Source organism: Clostridium sp. BJN0013, assembly GCF_040939125.1.
Classification (GTDB): Bacteria; Bacillota; Clostridia; order Clostridiales; family Clostridiaceae; genus Clostridium_B.
In genome coordinates this window covers 3,845,027-3,866,512 of record NZ_CP162495.1, presented here as the reverse complement: position 1 = coordinate 3,866,512, position 21,486 = coordinate 3,845,027, and the positions used below count along the sequence as shown (strand labels likewise).

General features: G+C 30.2%; 21 protein-coding genes, 3 pseudogenes, 1 riboswitch and 1 other annotated feature. Of the genes and pseudogenes, 17 read left to right on the top strand and 7 right to left on the bottom strand.

Going from position 1 to position 21,486, the window contains the following annotated elements; all coding sequences use genetic code 11:
* The first annotated feature begins 4 nt into the window (after window positions 1-4).
* The 9 genes from AB3K27_RS19980 to AB3K27_RS19940 all read left to right on the top strand — a co-directional run bounded on the left by AB3K27_RS19980 (window position 5) and on the right by AB3K27_RS19940 (window position 6,404).
* The gene (locus tag AB3K27_RS19980) at window positions 5-541 is read left to right on the top strand and encodes a hypothetical protein (protein WP_368489045.1); all 537 of its coding nucleotides are present in this window, start codon (window positions 5-7) and stop codon (window positions 539-541) included.
* Between the two features lie 108 nt (window positions 542-649).
* Window positions 650-994, top strand: coding sequence for a hypothetical protein (locus AB3K27_RS19975; protein ID WP_368489044.1), 345 nt, complete (start codon window positions 650-652; stop codon window positions 992-994).
* Window positions 985-1,104, top strand: a complete 120-nt coding sequence (locus AB3K27_RS19970) for a hypothetical protein (protein WP_368489043.1) — start codon at window positions 985-987, stop codon at window positions 1,102-1,104. Before AB3K27_RS19975 ends, AB3K27_RS19970 begins: the two co-directional genes overlap by 10 nt.
* Before the next feature lie 49 nt (window positions 1,105-1,153).
* Window positions 1,154-1,354, top strand: a binding site (T-box leader).
* 82 nt (window positions 1,355-1,436) lie between these two features.
* Window positions 1,437-2,240, top strand: a complete 804-nt coding sequence (locus AB3K27_RS19965; RefSeq protein WP_368489042.1) for an electron transfer flavoprotein, beta subunit — start codon at window positions 1,437-1,439, stop codon at window positions 2,238-2,240.
* Between the two features lie 2 nt (window positions 2,241-2,242).
* Window positions 2,243-3,241 carry an electron transfer flavoprotein subunit alpha/FixB family protein gene (locus AB3K27_RS19960; RefSeq protein WP_368489041.1) on the top strand — a complete coding sequence of 333 codons (999 nt, stop codon included), beginning with the start codon at window positions 2,243-2,245 and terminating at the stop codon, window positions 3,239-3,241.
* Between the two features lie 23 nt (window positions 3,242-3,264).
* Entirely contained in the window at window positions 3,265-4,671 is a 1,407-nt protein-coding gene (locus tag AB3K27_RS19955) for an FAD-binding oxidoreductase (RefSeq protein WP_368489040.1), read from the top strand.
* Window positions 4,672-4,782: 111 nt separating this feature from the next.
* Window positions 4,783-4,872, top strand: a riboswitch (cyclic di-GMP riboswitch).
* A gap of 146 nt (window positions 4,873-5,018) precedes the next feature.
* On the top strand, window positions 5,019-5,351 hold the full coding sequence (locus AB3K27_RS19950; protein WP_368489039.1) for a hypothetical protein: 333 nt from the start codon (window positions 5,019-5,021) through the stop codon (window positions 5,349-5,351).
* Window positions 5,352-5,418: 67 nt separating this feature from the next.
* Window positions 5,419-5,928, top strand: a complete 510-nt coding sequence (locus AB3K27_RS19945) for a hypothetical protein (RefSeq protein WP_368489038.1) — start codon at window positions 5,419-5,421, stop codon at window positions 5,926-5,928.
* The gene (locus tag AB3K27_RS19940) at window positions 5,859-6,404 is read left to right on the top strand and encodes a 3-oxoacyl-[acyl-carrier-protein] synthase III C-terminal domain-containing protein (protein WP_368489037.1); all 546 of its coding nucleotides are present in this window, start codon (window positions 5,859-5,861) and stop codon (window positions 6,402-6,404) included. The genes AB3K27_RS19945 and AB3K27_RS19940 overlap by 70 nt, the downstream gene beginning before the upstream one ends.
* 182 nt (window positions 6,405-6,586) lie before the next feature.
* On the opposite strand, the gene AB3K27_RS19935 is transcribed toward AB3K27_RS19940, so the two are convergent.
* From AB3K27_RS19935 to AB3K27_RS19920, 4 genes are read right to left on the bottom strand one after another with little or no spacing between them, the layout of a single operon-like run.
* Entirely contained in the window at window positions 6,587-7,720 is a 1,134-nt protein-coding gene (locus tag AB3K27_RS19935; RefSeq protein WP_368489036.1) for an ABC transporter permease, read from the bottom strand.
* Window positions 7,717-8,514 carry an ABC transporter ATP-binding protein gene (locus tag AB3K27_RS19930; protein WP_368489035.1) on the bottom strand — a complete coding sequence of 266 codons (798 nt, stop codon included), beginning with the start codon at window positions 8,512-8,514 and terminating at the stop codon, window positions 7,717-7,719. The genes AB3K27_RS19935 and AB3K27_RS19930 overlap by 4 nt, the downstream gene beginning before the upstream one ends.
* 12 nt (window positions 8,515-8,526) lie before the next feature.
* On the bottom strand, window positions 8,527-9,645 hold the full coding sequence (locus AB3K27_RS19925; RefSeq protein ID WP_368489034.1) for an HlyD family secretion protein: 1,119 nt from the start codon (window positions 9,643-9,645) through the stop codon (window positions 8,527-8,529).
* Window positions 9,646-9,662: 17 nt separating this feature from the next.
* Window positions 9,663-10,340 carry a TetR/AcrR family transcriptional regulator gene (locus AB3K27_RS19920; protein ID WP_368489033.1) on the bottom strand — a complete coding sequence of 226 codons (678 nt, stop codon included), beginning with the start codon at window positions 10,338-10,340 and terminating at the stop codon, window positions 9,663-9,665.
* 386 nt (window positions 10,341-10,726) lie between these two features.
* Between AB3K27_RS19920 and AB3K27_RS19915 the strand changes: the two are divergent.
* Window positions 10,727-11,873: pseudogene (locus AB3K27_RS19915) on the top strand (multidrug efflux MFS transporter).
* 209 nt (window positions 11,874-12,082) lie between these two features.
* On the opposite strand, the gene AB3K27_RS19910 reads toward AB3K27_RS19915, so the two are convergent.
* A complete protein-coding gene (locus AB3K27_RS19910; RefSeq protein WP_368489032.1) occupies window positions 12,083-13,207 on the bottom strand; it encodes a transposase in 1,125 nt (374 codons plus the stop codon).
* A 716-nt stretch (window positions 13,208-13,923) separates the two neighbouring features.
* Between AB3K27_RS19910 and AB3K27_RS19905 the strand changes: the two genes are divergently transcribed.
* The 4 genes and pseudogenes from AB3K27_RS19905 to AB3K27_RS19890 all read left to right on the top strand — a co-directional run bounded on the left by AB3K27_RS19905 (window position 13,924) and on the right by AB3K27_RS19890 (window position 15,064).
* Window positions 13,924-14,058 carry a hypothetical protein gene (locus AB3K27_RS19905; RefSeq protein ID WP_368489031.1) on the top strand — a complete coding sequence of 45 codons (135 nt, stop codon included), beginning with the start codon at window positions 13,924-13,926 and terminating at the stop codon, window positions 14,056-14,058.
* Window positions 14,059-14,061: 3 nt separating this feature from the next.
* Window positions 14,062-14,200, top strand: a pseudogene (locus AB3K27_RS19900) (IS982 family transposase); the annotation flags it as partial.
* A gap of 310 nt (window positions 14,201-14,510) precedes the next feature.
* Window positions 14,511-14,684, top strand: a complete 174-nt coding sequence (locus tag AB3K27_RS19895; RefSeq protein WP_368491297.1) for a transposase — start codon at window positions 14,511-14,513, stop codon at window positions 14,682-14,684.
* Entirely contained in the window at window positions 14,666-15,064 is a 399-nt protein-coding gene (locus AB3K27_RS19890; protein ID WP_368491296.1) for a transposase, read from the top strand. The genes AB3K27_RS19895 and AB3K27_RS19890 overlap by 19 nt, the downstream gene beginning before the upstream one ends.
* Before the next feature lie 178 nt (window positions 15,065-15,242).
* On the opposite strand, the gene AB3K27_RS19885 is transcribed toward AB3K27_RS19890, so the two are convergent.
* A complete protein-coding gene (locus AB3K27_RS19885) occupies window positions 15,243-16,559 on the bottom strand; it encodes a helix-turn-helix domain-containing protein (RefSeq protein WP_368489030.1) in 1,317 nt (438 codons plus the stop codon).
* 506 nt (window positions 16,560-17,065) lie between these two features.
* Here AB3K27_RS19885 and AB3K27_RS19880 point away from each other — a divergent pair.
* The 3 genes from AB3K27_RS19880 to AB3K27_RS19870 are packed head-to-tail and all read left to right on the top strand — an operon-like array spanning window position 17,066 to window position 19,784.
* A complete protein-coding gene (locus tag AB3K27_RS19880; protein ID WP_368489029.1) occupies window positions 17,066-19,237 on the top strand; it encodes a radical SAM peptide maturase, CXXX-repeat target family in 2,172 nt (723 codons plus the stop codon).
* Between the two features lie 24 nt (window positions 19,238-19,261).
* Window positions 19,262-19,549, top strand: a complete 288-nt coding sequence (locus AB3K27_RS19875; RefSeq protein ID WP_368489028.1) for a CXXX repeat peptide modification system protein — start codon at window positions 19,262-19,264, stop codon at window positions 19,547-19,549.
* A 43-nt stretch (window positions 19,550-19,592) separates the two neighbouring features.
* Window positions 19,593-19,784, top strand: coding sequence for a hypothetical protein (locus tag AB3K27_RS19870; protein ID WP_368489027.1), 192 nt, complete (start codon window positions 19,593-19,595; stop codon window positions 19,782-19,784).
* Between the two features lie 344 nt (window positions 19,785-20,128).
* On the opposite strand, the pseudogene AB3K27_RS19865 reads toward AB3K27_RS19870, so the two are convergent.
* A pseudogene (locus AB3K27_RS19865) lies at window positions 20,129-21,422 on the bottom strand (transposase).
* Between the last annotated feature and the right edge of the window lie 64 nt (window positions 21,423-21,486).

The window sequence follows — 21,486 nt, the reverse complement described above, 5'->3', positions numbered from 1 at the left end:
AAAAATGGGTGAAACTACCAGAAACGGAAATAATTTTATAGGCTATGAGTATAAAGATGTGACGGTAAAATGCGACATGGAGGCATTATATGCAGATAGCTACCGAAATTTCGGTTGGATTCTGGATGGAAGTACTTCTGCTATTCAAGGGATTAATTCAGTGAATTTGAAATTCAAAAGAGACCGTAAAATACGAAACAAAGTGGAATTGACCAGGCTGCAGCGTCAGTTTGAAAGCTGCGCAAAGGAAATTGAGAGGCTGGAAAACTCCAAATCTATAGGAGCCAGCATTACAGCTTACACTATTGGAATTGTTGGAACAGTGTTTATGGCAGGTTCTGTTTTTAGCCATCTGGCAGGCATGCTTTTACTCAGTATCATTTTGGCCGTTCCAGGATTCTTAGGATGGATTTTGCCATATTTTTGTTATGTTAAAATACGAAATCATAAAACAGAGCAGATAAATCCGTTAATTGATAAGCAATACGATATGATTTATAAAATCTGCCAGAAGGCAAATGCGTTATTGCCAAATGGATAATAATGTACTAGAAAATATGTTGAAAGGTTTTTATTTAAAAGGAGAAAATAATTATAAAAAGAGAAAACAAATTTATAGGTTATGAGTACAAGGATGTAATAGTTAAGCATGAAATGGAATCTTTATGGGCAGATGGGTATAAAAACTTTGGATGGAAGTTGGAAAAAAGTAGAACTTAACCAGTTGCAGCTTCAGTTTGAAAACAGTGCAACTGATATAACCTGTATTTTTTTAGAGGATTCTTTGGATGATATTATAAAGGTTATACAGGATAGACAATATACAAGGTATCCTATCTGTACAGATAATAAGGATAATATTATTGGATTCATGCATATTAAAGCTCTGTATAAACAACAGATTCAGGGAGATAAAAATATAAAAGACATTATTCGCAAGGTTAAGTTTGTTCCAAAGTGGATACTTTGGGAGGCTGGATTTATTTGCAGTTAAGTTCATATCCAAAGATCAATGATAAAATTAACTATGGAAATTATGAATTCACTATGCTAAAGTGTAATAAGAAGAGAATAAGTAAGGTTTTAATTGAAAAGCTTAAGTAAATTTTTATTGACATGAACTTAAATTTATAGTAGACTGTTGTTCAAATAGATAAAGGCAATGATAAGATAAAGTAGAGATGGCAAGTATTTCAAAGAGAGTGGGATAGGGATGTGAGCCCATAAATACACATTTCGAAAATCATCTTGAAGCTGTAGGCTGAAATTTAAGTAAGCTGATCCGGTTATGTAAATCGTTATTTAAGTTAAGTAAAAAAATGGGTGGTACCGCGGCAGACATTTCGCCCCAGCGAAATAGGTCTGTTTTTTTATTTGCCATTTATTTTCCTAATATATAAAGAATGTAATAATTTATAGAAAGGATAGAGACTTTAATGAATATTATAGTTTTGGTTAAACAAGTTCCGGATATGGAAAAAGTAAAGTTTGACAGAGAAAAGGGAGTAGTAGATAGAACATCTGCCAGTGCAGAAATCAATCCTTTTGATTTAAATGCCCTGGAAACAGCAGTTCAAATAGCTGAAAATATCGATGCCAGAGTTACTGCTGTAAGTATGGGGCCTCCAAATACAGAAAGTGCGTTAAAAGAATGTATTGCAAGGGGTGCTCATGAAGGAGTGCTTGTAAGTGATAGAAAATTTGGAGGTTCAGATACAAAGGCAACCTCTACAATACTTGCCAGTGCCATTAAAAAGTTGGGAGCCTATGATCTGGTAATCGCTGGAGAAAAGACTGTAGATGGGGATACAGGACAGGTTGGTCCCGAAGTTGCAGAATTTTTAAATATACCTCATGCAAGTTATGTGAGTAAAATTACAGAAATGAATAAGGACAGTATGGAGTTACATTCTGAAATCTGGGAAGGAACTTATTTAAAAAGTATAAAATTTCCATGTCTTATTACAGTTACAAAGGATATCAATCATCCAAGATTGCCTTCTTTTAAAAATAAGATGAAAGCCAGAAAAGCAGAGATTAAGATGTTAAAACTTGAGGATTTAGAAGAATTTTTGAATGAGGATAATGTTGGCTTTAAGGGTTCACCTACAAAAGTAAAGAAAATAGAAATTCCTCAAATAGAAAAAAGACAGGGTAAAATTTATAGGGAGTCAGATACTGCTAAGGCAGAGAATGAATTAATTGATATATTTAAAAAGATTAAGGTTTTGGAGGTATAGTAGTGGGTAAGGAATATAGTGGTATATTGGTATTTGCAGAACAAAAAGATGGACAAATTCATAAAGTCAGTTATGAACTTCTGGGAAAAGCAAGGCAGCTTTCTGATAAATTAAATGCTTCGGTGTACAGTGTTGTCCTAGGAGCAGATGCTATAGAGGCTGAAGAACTTATATATAGGGGAGCAGATAAGGTATTTTATATAAAGGATGATATGTTTAACCTACCAGAAGAAGTAACCTATACAATTAACCTGAAGAATTTAATTGAAGATATCAAACCTGAAATTTTTCTGATTGGTGCCACTACCCTTGGAAGATCACTAGCTCCTAGATTGGCAGCATCCTTAAATACGGGGCTTACAGCAGATTGTACAGGTCTTGAAATTGATGAAGATGGAAAATTGGTTCAGATAAGACCTGCTTTTAGCGAAAATATACTAGCCCATATAAAAACATACACATATCCCCAGATGGCTACAGTGAGATATAAAGAATTTGACGAGGGTATAAGGGATGATAAAAGACAGGGAGATATTTTAAAGGTAGAGGCTTTAAGACCTGAAAATGAACTGGTAAAAGTGATAACACACATTAGATCCCAGGAAATTAATATATCTGATGCAAATGTAGTAGTGGCAGCTGGCAAAGGATTGAAAAAGGCAGAAGATATGGCTATGTTAAAGGAGTTAGCCGATCTATTAGGAGGTGTAGTTGGAGCCAGCAGGGAAATAGTTGAAGAAGGTTTTATATCCAAAGATTTTCAAGTAGGATACAGCGGCAACAGGGTAAAACCTAAATTATATATAGCTTGTGGAATTTCAGGAGCACCACAGCACCTTGCAGGAATGAAAGAATCGGGTTTTATTGTTGCAATCAATACAGATCCTTCAGCTCCTATATTTAATATAGCAGACTATGGAATAGTTGATGATATGTATAAGGTAATACCTGATTTGATCACTAAAATAAAAGAAAGCAGTTTAGAAACTATAAATTGTTAAATAATAAAAAAGAAGGGATAAAAATGAATACAGATTTAATTAAAAATTCACCCGAGAAGGTAGTTGAAAATTTAAAAGCAATTGTAGGAGAAGATTGGGTTACAAGTGATTTATCTAAGATGCAGAGGTATCTTTATGATGAAACTGAATCTTTACTTCGTCCTGAAGCATGTAAAGATTGTGTGGTGGTAAAACCGGCGTCCCCAGAGGAAATATCAAAAATATTAAAATATGCAAACAAGGAATTATTGCCTGTAGTAGTTAGAGGTGGCGGAACAGGAGTAGTTGCAGGAGCCATACCCACGCAGCCAAGTATTATTTTATCCATAGAAAGATTAAACAAAGTTGTGGAATTTGATGAAAAGAATATTATGATTACGCTGGAAGCTGGAGCAACACTGGCACAACTATTAGAAGTATTAAGTAAAAATGGTAAGCTGTTTTTTCCAGTGCATCCAGGAGATGAAGGAGCACAAGTTGGAGGGATGGTGGCAGCAAATGCTGGAGGCACCAGGGCAGTAAAACATGGAATCATGAGAAATCATGTTAAGGCATTGGAAGTGGTTCTTGCTACAGGAGAAATAGTTACACTGGGTGGAAAGTTATTAAAGAATAATATGGGTTATGATTTGCTTCAACTTATGATAGGCGGAGAAGGAACCCTTGGAGTTATTACAAAAGTTACATTGAGATTATATGCTGCAAGTAAATATAATGGAACATTACTGGTTTCATTCAATAGCCAGAGAGAAGCTTGTGATGCAGTACCTGAAATACTACAGGAGGGAATTACACCTCTTGCTATTGAGTATATGGACAGGATCATATGTGAAGAATCAGCCAAGCAGCTTGGAACTAAGTGGCCCGCAGTTAAAGGTTCAGTAGATTTAATGTTTATACTTGATTATGCCAGTGAAGAGGATTTATATTCAAATAGTGAAAAATTAGTAGAAATATGTGAGAGACATAACTCTGTAGACAGCATTATAGCAGAAACTGAAAAAGAGCAGAGACATCTTTTGGAGATAAGAAGTAATGCATATGGTCCCTACAAAAATAATATAGCAGATATTATGGATGTAGCTGTACCACCTTCATCTGTACCTGATTTTTTTGATGATGTAAAAAGATTAACTAAAGAATATGACAATAAAATTGTTTCTCTTGGACATATAGGAGATGGAAATATTCATAATTTTATTATGGGTGATAATGGGAAGCTACCTGCTAATTATGAAGAACTTAAAGAAGCCATATATAAAACTGCTATAAAATATGGAGGAACAATAACTGCAGAACATGGAACTGGAAAACTGAGAAAAAAACATATGCCTCTTCAATTCAGTAAAAAGGAAATTGAAATTATGGAAGGAATTAAGAAAGTATTTGATCCAAATGGCATTTTAAATCAAGGAGATATGGTGGATTGAAGAAAAGTTTAATTAAATAATGAATAATCTTTTAAAAAATGAAAAAATTAAGGTAAAGTTTAGATATTATTCTTGAAAATTCTAAAAATTACATGTAAAATTATGAATATATATTGATAATAGCACACTTATTGAAAAATAAGGTCGCAAAGCTATGGGTCTAAAGAAAAGTTATTTTTCTATGATTGCCAGGTTGCCAAAATTATAATTATAAGACTTTAATATGTGTATTTATACTTTTTTGGTGCCTATGCTATATAGGCACCTTTTAATTTTTGATCAGGATGATAATTATTATTAATACTAATAATAAATTTAAATAAATGAAAGGACAGGTGTATTAAATTATGAAAAAACATGAAATTAATTTGGACAAGGGAAAAAAAGAATTGGATGTAAAAGTATGGGGTATGTATGAAGAGAAAGATGCTGAAAGTTTTATGGAAGAATTCCAAAAAATAGTATCTACTATACAACCTTCTCAGTACATTTTATCTTTTGATTGCAAAGAATTAAAGGTTTCTACCCGGGATATGGTGCCGATGTTGGAAAGCTGCTTTAAGATGTATAAAGATTTGAATTTCAAGAAAGTTATCATAAATGCGGGAAACAATGCAACTTTAAAGATGCAGTTTACAAGAATAGCCAGAAATTCAGGACTTGATGTGGAGATAGTATAATAGCCTATAGAGGAAATTAGGTGGAATCTTATAAACTTATTATTTTTGTTGTTTAAGGAGGGCTAATATGGGTGTAAAATTGAATTGTATTGATATCTGTCATGGTTCTAAAGTTGTTTCAAATGATTTTTATTTAAAGCACTTCGAGAAGCAAGGTAAACATGTAAATCATTTGTTAGAGGATATAATGGGTAGGGATAAAAGATTTATGTTTGACGATGATGAAACAACTTTATCTTTAGCTCTAAAAGTATCAAAATCTGTATTAGTCAAGGCAAACTTGACCGGTAATGACATAGATATGATAATATGTTCCTCTATATTGTCGGAATATATTGCACCTTCAATGTCAATTTTATTACATAAAGAGTTAAATGCAGGAAGAAATGTAATGTGTTTTGATATGAATGCCAATTGTGCTGGTATGACGGTTGCTCTGGAACTCGCATCAAATTATTTAATAGCATCAAATCGAGCAAAAAAAGCCTTGTTGTGGGTTATGATGATATGCATTCCTTGGTTGCTCCTAATAATGAACTTTGTTATGGCAATTATGGACATGCTGCTTGTGCAGTAGTTCTAGAAAAAGTAAATGAAAATTGTGGGATACTTGATGCGGAATATTATATAAACACAGAAGAAAGTGAAAATATTATGTGTCCACGGAATGGATTTTCCAGTTTTTTTAAATCAAAAAATGTAGATGAATTTCGTTTCAAATGGCTTCCTTTTGATGGAGGGGCATGCGTTTATCCTGCAGCTGAAATTATGACTAGAATGTTAAAGAAGAAAGGATTAACAGAAGATAATATTAGTATGTTTTGTTTTTCACAATTTGCATTTGCAAATATAGAGCATATAAGGGAGCTTATGAATATAGATGAGGACAAGAGTATCTACGTAGGAGATAGATATGGATATACTAGTACAAGCAGTCCTTTTATAGCATTATATGAAGCTATAGAACAAGGAAAAGTTAAAAGAGGAGATTATGTAGTGTTCTGGACCATTGGCAGCGGTTCTCAAAGTATAGTTATGCTTTATAAATATTAAAAATATATAAATTTATTAAATTCTTCTAAGATTCAGGTAGAGTTTACTATAGATAATATTTTTTATCTGAATCCTAGAAGAATTTTAAAGAATTTTAAAGGAACGTAGCAATGTGGATATCTCAACTTTGAAGAATGTAAAAATGTTGGCAGTAGCAGTTTGGGTATAAAAATGATGTACTACTATTCTAATGTCTTATTGAACTTAATCATTGTTAAACCTATAATTATAATAATTAACAGGCTTAAAGATACTATGGGACCTATAATATATGACAAACTCACTCCTTTTACTATTATAGCCCTTAGAATTTGAAGAAAATAAGTTAGTGGCAGAGCACAGCTTATGAGATAGATTATTTTAGGCATGGCTTCTCTTGGGAACATGAACCCCGACAGCAGCACACTTGGAAGTAAAAGTGCCAAAGAAGCCTGCATTGCCTGTAGTTGAGTTTTGGCAACAGTAGAAATAAACATACCTATGGCTAGAGAGCATATTAAAAATAAGGTTCCAAGTACCATAAATAGTATCACACTTCCTTTTATAACTATACCAAACAGCAAATTACCTAAAATCAATACAGTCACCATATTTAAAAAGCCAATTATTGTGTATGGCACCAATTTCCCCATTATGAGTTCAAAGGGAGTAATAGGTGTCATAATAAGCTGTTCAATAGTACCTTTTTCACGTTCACGTACCATTGCAAAGGAAGTCAATATAATGGTGATGTTTTGAAGAATTAATCCCATAACACCAGGTACGTTGAATTTACTGCTTTCCAGGGTAGGGTTATAAAGTAGTAGAGGTTTTATATTTATTCCTGCACTTGTTGGTATATTACTTTCAGATTTTTTTAGTTCTACTTTTTTTATTTTAGTGGAATAGTTATTTCCTATAAGCATGGAATAAGACATGGCAGTTCTTGCTATAGTAGGATCAGAGCCATCTACCAACACTTGAACACTGGCTGTTTCATTTCTATTTAATTTCTTAGAATAGTCAGATGGTATTACAATTCCTACTTTTACTTTTCCCATGTCAATATATTTTTCTACCTCATTATATGAATCTGCGGAACCATAAAGTTTGAAATAATATGAATTTATAAATGCATTTACAAGTTGTCTGCTTTCTAAAGTTTTACTGCCGTCATATATCATGAGATTTACGTTATTTACATCTGTATTTGCTGCAAATCCAAATAAAAGCAGCATCATTATTGGCATTATAAGGGCTATAATAAGGCTTGGTTTATCTCTTTTTATATGGATAAATTCCTTTTTTGTAACTGTGATTAGTCTTTTAAGTTTCAATTTTTATGCCCTCCTTTTTCATTTTTTATTTGTTTCAATTGGGTAAAGGAGGACACTACTTCTCTATTTGAAAGTTCTTTAACGTATTTAATAAATATATCCTCTAAGTTTTCTATATTATTTTTTTTGTATAAATTTTCAGGGGTATCTATGGTTATAAGTTTACTGTTAAATATAAAACCTATTATATCGCAGATAGAGGCTTCATCCATGTAATGGGTGGTTACTAGTACGGTGATTCCATCTGATACCAGATTACTTATTGTATACCAGAATTCTCTTCTTGAAACCGGGTCCACTCCTGCAGTGGGTTCATCTAAAATTAACAGGCTGGGGTTGTGTATTAGGGAACATCCTAGTGCCAATCTCTGTTTCCATCCCCCGGAAAGTGTTCCTGCCAGGTTTTTTTCTTTTCCTGTAAGATTTGCCATGTGAATAAGTTCTTTTTTTCTTATATCAAGCTTTTCTCTGGGGAGCATATATATGTTTCCATAAAAATCTAGATTTTCCTCTACGGTAAGATCTTCATAAAGGCTGAATTTTTGAGACATATATCCTATATTCTGTTTTATCTTTTCAGAATCTTTAATAAGATCATATCCTAAAACTGAACCTTCTCCTGAAGTAGGTTTTAAAACCCCACATATCATCCTTATAGTTGTGGATTTTCCAGAGCCATTTGGACCCAAAAGACCAAATATTTTTCCCTTTGGAATACAAAAGGACAGATTATCCACAGCTGTAAAATCCCCAAATTTTTTTGTAAGATTGTTGATAGAAATTGCATAATCCATAGTAATTCTCCTTTATTTCAGAGTAACATCTAAAAGCATGCCTGATTTCACAGCCTCGAGATTATCTGATATTTTTATTTTTACTTCATATACAAGTTTCATTCTATCTTCCTTGGTCACAATATTCATAGGTGTAAATTCTGCTTCTTTGGATATATAGCATACTTTTCCCTTTATAACTTTATCTTTTATAAAGTCACTTTTCATAGTAACTTTTTTGTTAAGTTTTACATATGGAAGTATTTTTTCAGGAACATATATTTTTATATACATATTATTGCTGTCAAGGAGGGTTATAATTGGGGAACCTAAAGATACATATTCTCCTTTTTTAAAATTAACTGTTTCTACAATTCCATCTGATGAAGCTTTTATATTACTTTTCTCCAAAGCAATTTTAGATAGTGCTATATTCTGCTCAGCTTGATCAATACCATACTTGGCTGTGGCCTCATCTCTGGCTGTAGCACTATTAACTAAAAGAGTAAGTTTATCAGTGGCAGCTGCCAGTTGGGCTTTATAGCTTTTAAGCTGAGCATTTGCAGATGATAAGGCACTTTTTGCATTATTTAGGGCTGTTTGGGCATTATCCAAATCATTTTTGTATTTGTCTAAACTTTCATTAGATTCATATCCTTTTTCATTAAGAGTTAAATGGTCATCATATATTTTCTTCTTATAATCATAGTTAGTCTGGGCGTTATTAAGATTATTCTGGGAAGTTTCAAGGGCAGCTTCCCCTTGTGTTACCAGAGATTCGCTTTGTTTTACCAGCTCTTTTTGTGCATTTATTTCTTCGACTCTGGTGCCGTCGTTGACTTTCCCCAGTTCATTTTCTGCATTTTCAAGTGAAATATTAGCCTGATTCACATTAATTGTATTTTCATCTGAATCTAGTACTGCTATTATATCTCCAGATTTAACTTTAGTACCTTCTTCCACTTTGATATCCTTTATTTTCCCTGATATTTCGCTACTGGCATTTAATTCATCTGCTTCTACAGTGCCTGAAAACTGAAATTCATTGGAGCTTTTATCCATAGTATTTTTAATAATAAAAAATGTTGATAGGCCTATTAAAATTACAGTAAAAATAATAACTGGTTTCATGTTTTTTAATTTGTTTTTCACGGACCTGCCTCCCCTTCTTATTTTTGTTTAATACCATTGAGCAAAATATCCATTAATTTATCTATTTCTTTTTTGTCTCCTTCTCCTGCAAAATATTCAGGAAAAACACTACTCAAGAATATGTAACCTCCTATAATGCTTACTATACTTCGTAATATCAAAGAAGAATCAATATTCCGTAGCTCATTTTTCTTAACATATTCATTTATAAATTTTTCAACTACAGGAAAAGCTTTAGATATTATTTGTTCTTTAAGTACACTTAAAAGTTCCGGATGATAGGATGCCTCCACTAGAACAGTTTTAATCAGTGGAAGATTTTTTTTCACAAGTTCTATTCTATCTGCCATAAGTTCTTTTAAAACTTCACCTATGGGTTTATCCTCACTGCTTTCCATTATTTTTATTGCAGATTCCAGTACAAGTGGTTTCATAAATTTTGTGGCAAAAGGAATTATAAGTCCCATAAGTAGATCTTTTTTTGTCTTGTAATATCTAAATATTGTTCCTTCAGCCACAGATGCCTCTCTTGCAATCTCACTGGTTCTGCTGTTTCCATAGCCATTTTGAGAAAATACTTTAATAGCCGCATTGAGAATTTGCCATTGTCTTTCTGTGAATTCTTTATCGCTTAAATTGTTATCATTTAAAAAATCTTCAAAAAGTTTTTCATAATTGTCATCTGAAAAATTCATATTATACCTCCATGTAAATAAATGAGTAAGTACTCACTTACAATGTACTACTTTTTAATATTGTTGTCAATTAGGTTTTTATCCGAAGGCTACCATTGCTAACACCCCCATATTCTTCAAAGTGGGGGATAAGCACTGCTACGCCCCTGGATAAGTTCTTCCCCTAAAGGATAAGGTATTCTAAGTGCTAAAGACACTAAGAATACTGTTAATAAGGTTCAGATGGAGAAAGGTATTCCTTATAAGCAAACTCCACCTGAGCCTAAGAATCACTTGATAGGGAAAAAATATTATTCTATAAGCGTAAGTTTACGCATATTTTTAGAAAAGTTTATGGTATTATTTATGATAGAGTTAAACACTGTGAATATAAGAAGGCTTAATTTATGAAGATTTGGAAGAGAAATTTGATAGTTTGTTGGTTTGGTATGTTTGTAACATTAATAGGGATGAGCCAGATAGCTCCTGTGATGCCCCTTTACATTAAGTATCTTAGAATCCATGATACAAATTCTATTGAGCAGCTTTCAGGAATTGCTTTTGGTGTTACCTTTGTAGTTTCTGCTGTTTTTTCGCCAATTTGGGGTGAAGCCGCAGACAAATATGGAAGAAAGTTAATGCTTTTGAGAGCCAGTTTGGGAATGTCAATTGTAATATTTTGCATGGGATTTTCACATAATGGTTATCAACTTATAGTGCTACGGCTGCTTCAGGGGGTTATTACAGGGTATAGTACAGCTTGTATTACATTAATTGCTACCCAGACTGAAAGGGAACATGTAGGCTTTGCTCTTGGAACACTTTCTACAGCTTCTGTATCGGGTTCACTTATAGGACCTACCATTGGAGGATATCTAGAAGAGGTTCTGGGACTGCAAAGTGTATTTTTTGTAACTGGAACTCTTATGATGATTGTATTTATAACCACAGCCGTATTTGTTAAAGAGAATTTTATACCTTCAGAAAAAAGGGTGCTTAATATTAAAGAAGCATAATTTGATAGTAATTATGTTTGTAACATCTTTTATTTTGCAATTGGCTCTTTATTCCATAGAACCTATTGTAACGGTGTATGTTACTAAGCTTGCCCATTCTTCTGAACATGTGGCACTGATTTCAGGGCTTATATTTTCAGCATCAGGATTAGCCAGCATAATAGCGGCACCAAGACTTGGAAAATTTTCAGACAGAATTGGAGCTAGAAAAGTTATTCTTATAGCACTTATTGCAGCGGGAATTGTATTTATACCTCAAGCCTTTGTAAAAAATCCATGGCAGCTTATGCTGCTCAGATTTATTTTAGGACTTGCAACTGCAGGATTGACTCCTTCAGTTAATGTAATAGTTAGAAAGATTAGCCCGGAGCATTTGATAGGAAGAATATTTGGATTTAGTATATCGGCACAGTATCTTGGTACTTTCAGCGGTTCAATACTAGGTGGCCAGATAGCATCACGATTTGGAATCCGCAGTGTATTTATTGTTACAGGTAGCCTGCTTCTGGCAAATCTTTTTGGGTATATAAAGCTTTGACTTACGGACAGTTATTTGGATAAATAATAAATAATTTACACAGAAATTACATTTAGGAATATAAATACATGTAGTATAATTTCATTAATAACCTAAAAAGTGTATATATTAATATAAATGAAGTTTATGTAAATTAGTATAGGTATACTTGTCCTTTAATTTAAGGTAGATATTTCATTTTTAACCATAGAATATACTGCTTCTCCATACTATATATCATAAAGCACAAAATTAAATTTAAGTCTATACTTTTTTCTACTAGAATCATAACATCTGTTAAACCATGTCAATCCACTTCTAAACAGACTGTATATTCTAGTTACTTTATTTTTTATTTTCTTGGTTGCACCTATAATTCTGCTTTTCTTATTTTTAGAACAATCTGCCCCTAATATTATTATCCACGTATATGCTATACTTAAGCATAGATATAGATTCTTTAAATAAACAATATTTTCTGTCCATGTACCTTCCACATGAAATCCATTAGATTTTAAATCTCTAAACATTTCTTCTATTATGAATCTCTTTTTATATTCTCTCAAGGCTTTTTTACTGTCCATATTAGTTGCCAGATACCAGGTATCTTCTGACCCTTCTGCCTTACATACTGCTATATTACATTCATATTCTTCAGCACTCAAAAAAACTCCGTTAAATTTCCTTACGACTTTTTTCATAGGGGTTATATCTCTTAAATACTTAATTTCCTTTTTACCCTCTATTTTTACAAGCATATCATTAGTACATCTAATACAATATTTAAAGCCAAGTGAGTCTATGAATCTAAATAAATCTATACTTTTAAAACCCCTGTCTGCAAGAACTATAATCTCATAATCATAAGGGGCAAATATCTCCTTGAGTTCACTTAATCCCTGTTTTATGTGTTCAAAACTCTTATTGCCTTTTTCACCATACCTAAATATTTTATACCATATGGGAATTGATCTCTTACCTACTTTTAATGAAAATTTTAATATTAAGAATCTGTTATCAATAGTCGTATGGTCAAATATTATAATTACTTTATTGCTGCTGCTTAACTTTATATATTTTTTTAGTACTTCTTCAATAAAAAGGCTGTATAAATACTCTGGGTCTATTGATGAACTTGTAAAAAATCTATATATTCTTTTTATTTTACTTTCTTCAGTTGCTCCCGTGAAATCATCTTTTAGCTTTTCAAAAATATCTGAGATTACAACTGATTTTGATAATATAATCCCTATTATTATATAAACTAGGTTCTTCAATCTTTTAGCAGTTATGGGTAATATTTTGTATAGTATTTTTTCTAATTCTGATGTAATATATTCTTGGTTGTTTATCATAGCCAGCTCTCCTTTTTTATAAGTTGCTATAAATTTAACTTATATTTTAGAGCTTGGCTATATTTTTTTATACTTTTCCATTGGTAACTTATTTAACTTTTGCATAATCTTCTTTTTCTATCCTAATAGCACCTTTTTACTGTCCGTAGGTCAGATATAAAGCTGCATATAGAAAGTTGAAAGCGTTTGTTTAGTTTTATATTATTGAAACCATAATAGGGCAAACGCATATAAAATTTTATGGGTTAGCCCTTAGTTACATGTTTTGTGTATTTGTATATTAATACCTATAAATAGTTGTATTTTGTAATTTAAAACTCTTCTAAAGTTAGAAGCTAAAATTTCTAATTTTAAATTCTTTACAACGAGCCTTCATGCATATGATTTAAAGCCAGTGTGCAAAGCAGGCAAGATATATACTAGTTTTGATGATAAAAATATCATATGCATCCTCATTGTAAAGAACAAGCCTAAGGTTTAAGATTGGAAATTTTCACTGAATGGAGTGGTCTAATTTTAATTATATTTTGACCTAAAATTAATTGCAGAATACAGTATTATATAAAACGAATTAATTTTTATATATTTACTTTTTATATAAAAATTTATATAAAATAACGTGAGTTCGATGGAAAAATTTTAAGGTATAAAAAATCCCTCCTTTGTTTTATTATTGTAAGTGACGAAACAAACAAAATAAAAAAGGATGGGATTATATGCAAGATTTATTGATAGCAATATTCTATGATGTAGACAATTATTGTATCGGACTTGAAAATTACTGTAAAAGTTATTTCCTAACCGATAATTCTGACAGTAAATTTATAATGATTAAAAGTAAAACTTTATAATTAAGTGAAGTTATGACAATTACAATATATTTTCACTTATCAGGTTATAGAACCTTTAAAACCTATTATAAAGAACATGTTTCTACTTGTACTTAAACCTTATTTTCCCAAGCTTGTGAGCTATAATAGATTTGTTGAGTTAATGCAGGAAGCATTAATTCCATTACTATTATACATGGTAAAATTTAGGACTGACAAGTGCACAGGAATTTCCGTCACTGTCAAAAAGTTTTAGGTAAAAATATTTACATAAATCCCATATTCTAAACATACTATTTTCAACGTTTTTAAAGCTTTGTTAATAGAATGTTATCTTTTTCGTTATAATTATTTTTTGTATATTTAATATACAGTTTAACTAAAGCAACACAACTATAAGGCTTTACACATGTTTTTTCCATTATATTATAAATGTATAATAAATTTTACCTAAAAATATTTTACTGTAACGAATTCCCTTTATAGATTCTACAGCATTAGATGTATGTAATAACAGGAGAATTTATTTGCATAAGGTTTTTAAAGAAATTGCGAAACTCGGCAGAAGTTCAACAGGATGGTTTTACGGATTTAAACTTCATCTTGTGGTTAATGATGTGAGAGAGAAATTCTTTCTTTTCATTTAACCCCTGGAAATGTAGATAATAGAGAAACCAATACTATTCAGAATCTAACGAAAAATTTGTTTGGAAAACTGTTTGGTGATAGAGGCTATCTCTCTCAAAAGATATTTGATATTTTGTATCCTAAAGGCATACAGGTAATAACAAAGATTAAGAAAAATATGAAAAACAAGCTTGTGCCGATGGAAGATAAAATTCTTTTAAGGAAGAGAGCCATTATTGAAACCATAAATGATCATCTGAAAAACATATGCCAGATAGAACACAGCAATCATAGAAGCTTTGTTAATTTTATGGTAAATGTTGTTGCAGGTTTAGCTGCATATAGCTTTCTTCCTAAGAAATCATCTTTAAAAATAGATAAACGCATTGCTTTAATATAAGTGGAAAATTAAGCCATGTGTTTACAGGACTACTTTTTTGTGTTTTTATTAGGAAAGTTTATCCATATTAGTGATTATATTTTCGAACTCACGTTAATTTAGCTTAATGGATGTGTTGCCATATTCCCTTATAACACATATTATCATATGTTTCCTTTACCAAAATTAGATAGTCTATTTACATGCCTTTACAATATAGTAAATTTACATTATTTCTAATTAAATCCTGACATAATAATGCATACTTTTTAGCTTGTGAGAAATTATTTTGATCCAAGTAGATATTTAATAGTTTATTATATATTAAAATAATATCTAAACTATCGGTATTTTGTAGTAAAACAGCAATTTTTAAATATATCTTTTCTAAGTTATTATTATCGTTTAGAGCATTATATACATTTGCAAGCATATAGTTTCCTTTTACTAAATATTGAATATCATTATACATTTCAGCGTATTTTAATCCTAATTCTAATGTTTTAATAGCTTCAGTATATAATTTTTCATGTAATAAAATATTTGATTTTTCTATAAGTGTATGTGATAAATTAAATTTATCTAGCTTAGTCCTAAGTTCTATAGCCATATCAAAATATTTAATACTTTTGTTAAACTCATTTTTATAAAAGTAAGCTAATCCTAAATTATTATAAATAATACCTAATAACGGACTTTCAAAGTTTTGAATTTCGCTAATCAAAGACTTATATATAACTATAGCTCTATCAAATCTTTCTTCAATTTCATCACAGTTAGCCCTTAAAATATTAGCATTAATGTAATAATTTGAATTTTTACTTTTGTTATATTTATTAAATTCATATAAATAATTATTTATATGAATTTTAGCTGAATTTATATCATATAACTTTATATAACATTCAGCTATATGATATAAAGAAATTGTTCTAATTTTGTTATTATCATAAAGTATTGAATAATAACGTGAAAGATTAAAATAAGTTAAAGCTTCTTTATATTGTAGTAAATAAGTTTTGCAAAGACCACTTTTCCAATAAAGATATGGTATATCTTCATTTTTTTTTATTTCTTTATAAACATCTATGGAGTTAATGTATTTAATAAAAGATTCTATAAAACTTTTGTTATCAAAGTATAAATCCCCCATAGCTTTATATGCTATAGCTTTAACTTCTAACAAGTTAAATTTATCTGATATCTGAAGAACTTCGCTAATAACATTATTTATATTATTGTTTTTAAGTTTTTGCAAACAATATATATTAGCATCTTCATATTGATGCCTTAGTAAATAGTCTATATCTATGTTCAAATCAATTCCTAACTTTTTAGCTTTTTTATTAAATTTTCCCATTATGGTATTGGCAGTATCATATGTTAAGTTTCTTTTTCCAGTTTCTATCATACTTATAAGTGGTCTTGTTATATTTTCTGAAACCAAATCTTGTTGATTCATATTTAGCTTTATTCTTATATTCCTAATTTTTTGTCCAGGAGTTAAAAATTCCATAATTAATATCACCTTAACTTTTTATTTGAGTTGATTTTGGAATCTTGTAAAAGCGAATAAGGCAAAAGAATCTTGGCATGAAAAACCATACAAAACAATTCATATAATTTTAAAAAGTAATATTTGTTTTGTGCAGATCTATGATAATGATTACATACCAAAAGTCCCTTGCTCATAAAAATTATCATTAAAAAACTTTTTAATATTATATATAAAAGTTGTAATTATAATGAAAAATATCAATGTGAAATTTATGTGATTTGTAAGACTCACAAGATTTAATGTTCAATCTTTATTTATTATATCACTTAAATAATATAAGTAAATAAAATGTAGAAATAAATAATATAAATAAATAAAATGTAAAAATCGGTTGATTAAAAACAGTTGATCAAAAATGTAACAACATATATAATGAAATTGTTACATTGATTTTAATATATACTAAATATAATGCAATCTAGGTAATTATACTATAATTGAATTAAATGCAAGGAGGTAATAAAATGAATGATAAATATAAACTTGGCACACAAATAAAGAGTTGGATGGATGGACAAGCTTATGATATAACCTTTATAGTTACAGAAGATTGTAATCTTAGATGTAAATATTGTTATGAGATACATAAAAATAATAAGAAAAGTATGCCATTCTCTGTTGCAAAAAAAGCTGTAGATTATATTATAGAAAATTCAAATATATTTAAAAGTCAAGCTGTCATTTGGAATTTTATAGGTGGAGAACCATTATTAGAGATTGATGTAATTGATAAAATAGCAGATTATATTAAAATGAAAACTTTTAAGGAAAACCATCCTTGGGCTTATATGTATAGATTTTGTATATCAACTAATGGTATTTTATACAATAATGATAAAGTGCAGCAGTTCCTAAAAAAGAATCCTAATAAAGTTAGTATAGGAATTTCAATTGATGGTACTAAAACTAAACATGATCTACAGAGAGTATATAAAGATGGACATGGTTCATATGATGATGTTGTTAAAAATATACCTTTATGGTTAAGTCAATTCCCTAATAACGCACAAACAAAAGTAACTATAGGCAGTAGTGATTTAAAATATGTAAAAGATAGCATAATTCATTTATGGAATTTAGGTATAAAAGATGTTCCTGCTAACGTTGTATTTGAAGACGTTTGGAAGGACGGAGATGATTTGATTTTTGAGGAGCAACTAAAACAATTGGCTGATTACATAATAGATAATAAGTTATGGAATTATTATAATACTTCGTTATTCGATGAAAGTATTGGTCGTCCTTATAACAAAGAAGATCTAAATCGAAATAATTGTGGAGCAGGTCTAATGCTTTCTATAGATCCATATGGAAATTTATATCCTTGCTTAAGGTACTCTGACTTTTGCATGGAAAATAATGAAGGCTATACAATTGGGAATATAAACGATGGAATTGATTTTGATAAAGTAAGGCCTTTCATAGGAGTGACTACTAAGACACAAAGTGATAATGAATGTATAGATTGTGAAATTGCAAAAGGGTGTGGTTGGTGTCAAGGGTTTAATTATGATAGTTCGGAAATTCCTACAAACTATAAAAGAGCAAAATTTATATGTAAAATGCATAAAGCAAGATGTAGGGCTAATGATTATTATTGGGATAAATTAAGAGAAACATTCGCCATAGAACGAAATCATAAATTAGATAAAAGGAATTATTTATTTTTTATAATGGATGACAACTGTGTAGAATATTGTGATTATGATTCTATGAAAATTTCGAGAAAGATGCCAGTGGACATTATTAAAAATGGAATAAAATTTTGCGAGGATAATTTTTATATGCCAATAATTTTACATTCTAAGAATAATGATAATATCATGGATATAAATGATTTTTCATATATAAATAGAATTGAAATATATGAAAATAATACTACAATAAGAAATAACAATTGCAAAAAAATACAGGTAATTGATGAAGAAAATATTGCTTTTAATTTAAATTCTAATAGTAATATAGATATATGTATTTTAAATGTGTCCCAATTTAAATTAGATACTTTACATACTTTAGTTGAAAAGGCATTTAAGAATTATTATAGAATAAATTTAAATTTAAAAATAAAATCTAAGGATATTGATTACAAATTATATAGAGGTGAATTAGAAAAAGTATCAGATATTATTTTGGATTATTACAGGAATGGACAGCCTAAAGAGTTTAATAAATTAACAGATATTATTTTATTAGATTTAATGGATAATTGCAATGCTGGAAGTCATACTTTTGCATTGGCACCAAATGGAAAAATATATGTCTGTCCTAAATTTTATTTTGATAATAAGCAAAGTTATATAGGAGATTTAGAAAATGGCGTTAATATTAAAGAACCTAATTTGTTTAAATTAGATTCTGCACCTATATGTAAGGGATGTGATATGTTTAATTGCAATAGATGCATATATTTGAATAAAAAATTAACTAATGAATTTAATACACCTTCTTCAATGCAATGTAAACTATCTATGATTGAAAAATCTATTGCTGTAAGTCTATTGAATAAGATAAATCCAAACAGTTATACATTAGAACATTATAATAAACTTCACGATTCAAACATTAATGATCCTATTCAAAAACTTTTTGCTACTAAAAATATTAATCCGTACAATATAAAAGCATTTTTATAAATAATAATTTGGAGGAATAAATAGATGGGAAAGAAGCTGTTGGTAAATATTACAGAAGAAGAAAGAAATGAAATAGTAATACATTTTGAAAAGATTAATTCATTAAAATCATTATTAATTACATTAACTCAATCACAACTGGATATTGATGAAAATAATTGGTTTTATAATAAGTTAAGAAGTGACTTTTCAAGTGCAACAAAATCCTATGATTTATGGTGGACTAATATATTAAAAAAATATGATATAGCTTATGATCCTTCAAAATTAAATGTAGATTTTGATAAACAAGGTATCTATTATGATGCTTAAGAACTTAACAGTAAACTTTTAAGAATTAGAAGGAGGTGAAAAAATGAAACTTGATAAAAAACAAGATGTATATTCAGGTGAAAACAATGCTTCATTATCAGGATGTGTTTGTTCTGGAAGTTGTTATGGACCTTGTAGCGGATATTGTGGATTACCTTGTACAAATACATGCACATTAACTTGTACTGGACAGTGTTTAGGATGTAAATATAGTTGTTTATCTTATGCTACGTAATTATTTAATAATATAGGTAATTGCGAAACTCACTGGTAAAAATCAATAAAAGATGACTAGAAGTTTCAAAAATGCAATTAGAAGATTAAAGGCAAATTTTTACGATTTGGAATAGTTAAATTGAAAAAAATGGTGCAAGAAATAGAACTATGCTTAATTGAAAATTTAAGTATAGCTAATATCTACGCAATCAATGGTTTTAGCCTTCGAATATATCATACTTGTGTATTTTATTGGATATAACAACCGTTATTAGCTGAGTTATACCTGCAAAGAAGCAAGTCAGCATGAAGAGTTTTTTCATTATGTGTTCTGCGGCCAGCAATACAGTAACTATGTTTAAATTAATCAATGCTTTTTTCTACAGCAGAACGAATTCTATAGGTATAATTTCATTCTTCAGAACCACGAGTGGTTCTAGGATATGCACGCAGATTCTTTCCAGGATAAATGTAGAACATTCTGCCACAAGATGATTTCGTGCATGGGTTTTCACATAAAGTTACTCGTCGACTTTTTTAGTCTCTTTATTGTAGATCCATTTCATTTTAGGACAGACGAATTTCATTGTTGGAATTCCTGAACGTAAGTGTGTTTTGCTTCCTTCTCGTTTCATGGGTAGTGAATGGTCATGAGGGCAGCAGGGAATACCATCTTCGTTTAAAGGACAATCAGATTCTTCTGATGCAAGCTTAGTTTTTAGAGGTATGTATGTTTTTTCAGACTTTAATTCCTGCAAAAGGTAGCGATAAATTTCAATGCTGTCAAAGGCTGCATCACCTAAAAAGGTTTTTGGATTTATCAAAGGATGTTTTTCAAGAAAATCCTTAAGAACAGGTATAAATGCTTTAGCATCAGCAAGAGACTTATCCTCATCAGGTGAATCAGATTTTTTCTCAATAACAATATCTGGATGAGTCTCAAGAAAATTTTTATTGTAAAACGAAATGTTTCTTACAATGCCAAGACCGTTGGTTATAATACCAAATTAAAAGAATAGCAGAAATACCCGTTAATGTACATTTGCTGAATGGCTAGGTTAGCTGCAGCATGTGAAGGCATAGAACCATAGGCAGCTTTATAAGGATCATAAGAATCATCCAAACCATGTACCTTCTTAAAAGCTTTAAGTTGTTTTATGATGCGGTTAGCGTATTTAGGATTATTTTCAGTGACGAAAGCTTCAATACCAGAAGTATTAAAAATAGTCATAGAAGCAAGTTTTGCATCAATTTGTTGGCATATCGGTTCGGTGATATCAACCAGATAATCGAACATGTATTGTAAGTCCAAAAGGAAGTCTTGTTTAAAACGAGTAAACTTAGAAGCATCAGGAACTTTAAGAAAACCGCAGAAATCCCTTAACTCTTGAGAATACTTAAGAAAAATGATTAAAAGAGAGTCTATAGGGATAGAAAAAATATGTTGCAAAATCAAAGCACGAATCATGGCATAAAGCTTATATTTACGAGGCCTTCTGGTGGAAGCGTAAAAATGATTTATGAAAGAAACAGGAACCAAATCATCAAGATCAATACTATTTTCAAGTAAAGAAAGAAACTGACATTTGTTGCTTTCAAATTTTTCTTTGCAATCAGAATAAACATCTGCCAAAGAAAGCTGTTTATATGATATCATGTATATGTAACTCCTTTCCGAGGAAATGGTGATTTTGTTTCTTGTCAATTCAATTTTACCATAA

What these genes read in the sequence shown, in the direction of transcription:
- AB3K27_RS19880 (WP_368489029.1), top strand. Translation starts at nt 17,066, where the DNA reads ATGAATGATAAATATAAACTTGGCACACAAATAAAGAGTTGGATGGAT.
- AB3K27_RS19975 (WP_368489044.1), top strand. Translation starts at nt 650, where the DNA reads ATGAAATGGAATCTTTATGGGCAGATGGGTATAAAAACTTTGGATGGA.
- AB3K27_RS19905 (WP_368489031.1), top strand. Translation starts at nt 13,924, where the DNA reads ATGCAAGATTTATTGATAGCAATATTCTATGATGTAGACAATTATTGT.
- AB3K27_RS19980 (WP_368489045.1), top strand. Translation starts at nt 5, where the DNA reads ATGGGTGAAACTACCAGAAACGGAAATAATTTTATAGGCTATGAGTAT.
- AB3K27_RS19940 (WP_368489037.1), top strand. Translation starts at nt 5,859, where the DNA reads ATGCATTCCTTGGTTGCTCCTAATAATGAACTTTGTTATGGCAATTAT.
- AB3K27_RS19920 (WP_368489033.1), bottom strand. Translation starts at nt 10,340, where the DNA reads ATGAATTTTTCAGATGACAATTATGAAAAACTTTTTGAAGATTTTTTA.
- AB3K27_RS19875 (WP_368489028.1), top strand. Translation starts at nt 19,262, where the DNA reads ATGGGAAAGAAGCTGTTGGTAAATATTACAGAAGAAGAAAGAAATGAA.
- AB3K27_RS19910 (WP_368489032.1), bottom strand. Translation starts at nt 13,207, where the DNA reads ATGATAAACAACCAAGAATATATTACATCAGAATTAGAAAAAATACTA.
- AB3K27_RS19870 (WP_368489027.1), top strand. Translation starts at nt 19,593, where the DNA reads ATGAAACTTGATAAAAAACAAGATGTATATTCAGGTGAAAACAATGCT.
- AB3K27_RS19965 (WP_368489042.1), top strand. Translation starts at nt 1,437, where the DNA reads ATGAATATTATAGTTTTGGTTAAACAAGTTCCGGATATGGAAAAAGTA.
- AB3K27_RS19930 (WP_368489035.1), bottom strand. Translation starts at nt 8,514, where the DNA reads ATGGATTATGCAATTTCTATCAACAATCTTACAAAAAAATTTGGGGAT.
- AB3K27_RS19950 (WP_368489039.1), top strand. Translation starts at nt 5,019, where the DNA reads ATGAAAAAACATGAAATTAATTTGGACAAGGGAAAAAAAGAATTGGAT.
- AB3K27_RS19945 (WP_368489038.1), top strand. Translation starts at nt 5,419, where the DNA reads ATGGGTGTAAAATTGAATTGTATTGATATCTGTCATGGTTCTAAAGTT.
- AB3K27_RS19955 (WP_368489040.1), top strand. Translation starts at nt 3,265, where the DNA reads ATGAATACAGATTTAATTAAAAATTCACCCGAGAAGGTAGTTGAAAAT.
- AB3K27_RS19885 (WP_368489030.1), bottom strand. Translation starts at nt 16,559, where the DNA reads ATGGAATTTTTAACTCCTGGACAAAAAATTAGGAATATAAGAATAAAG.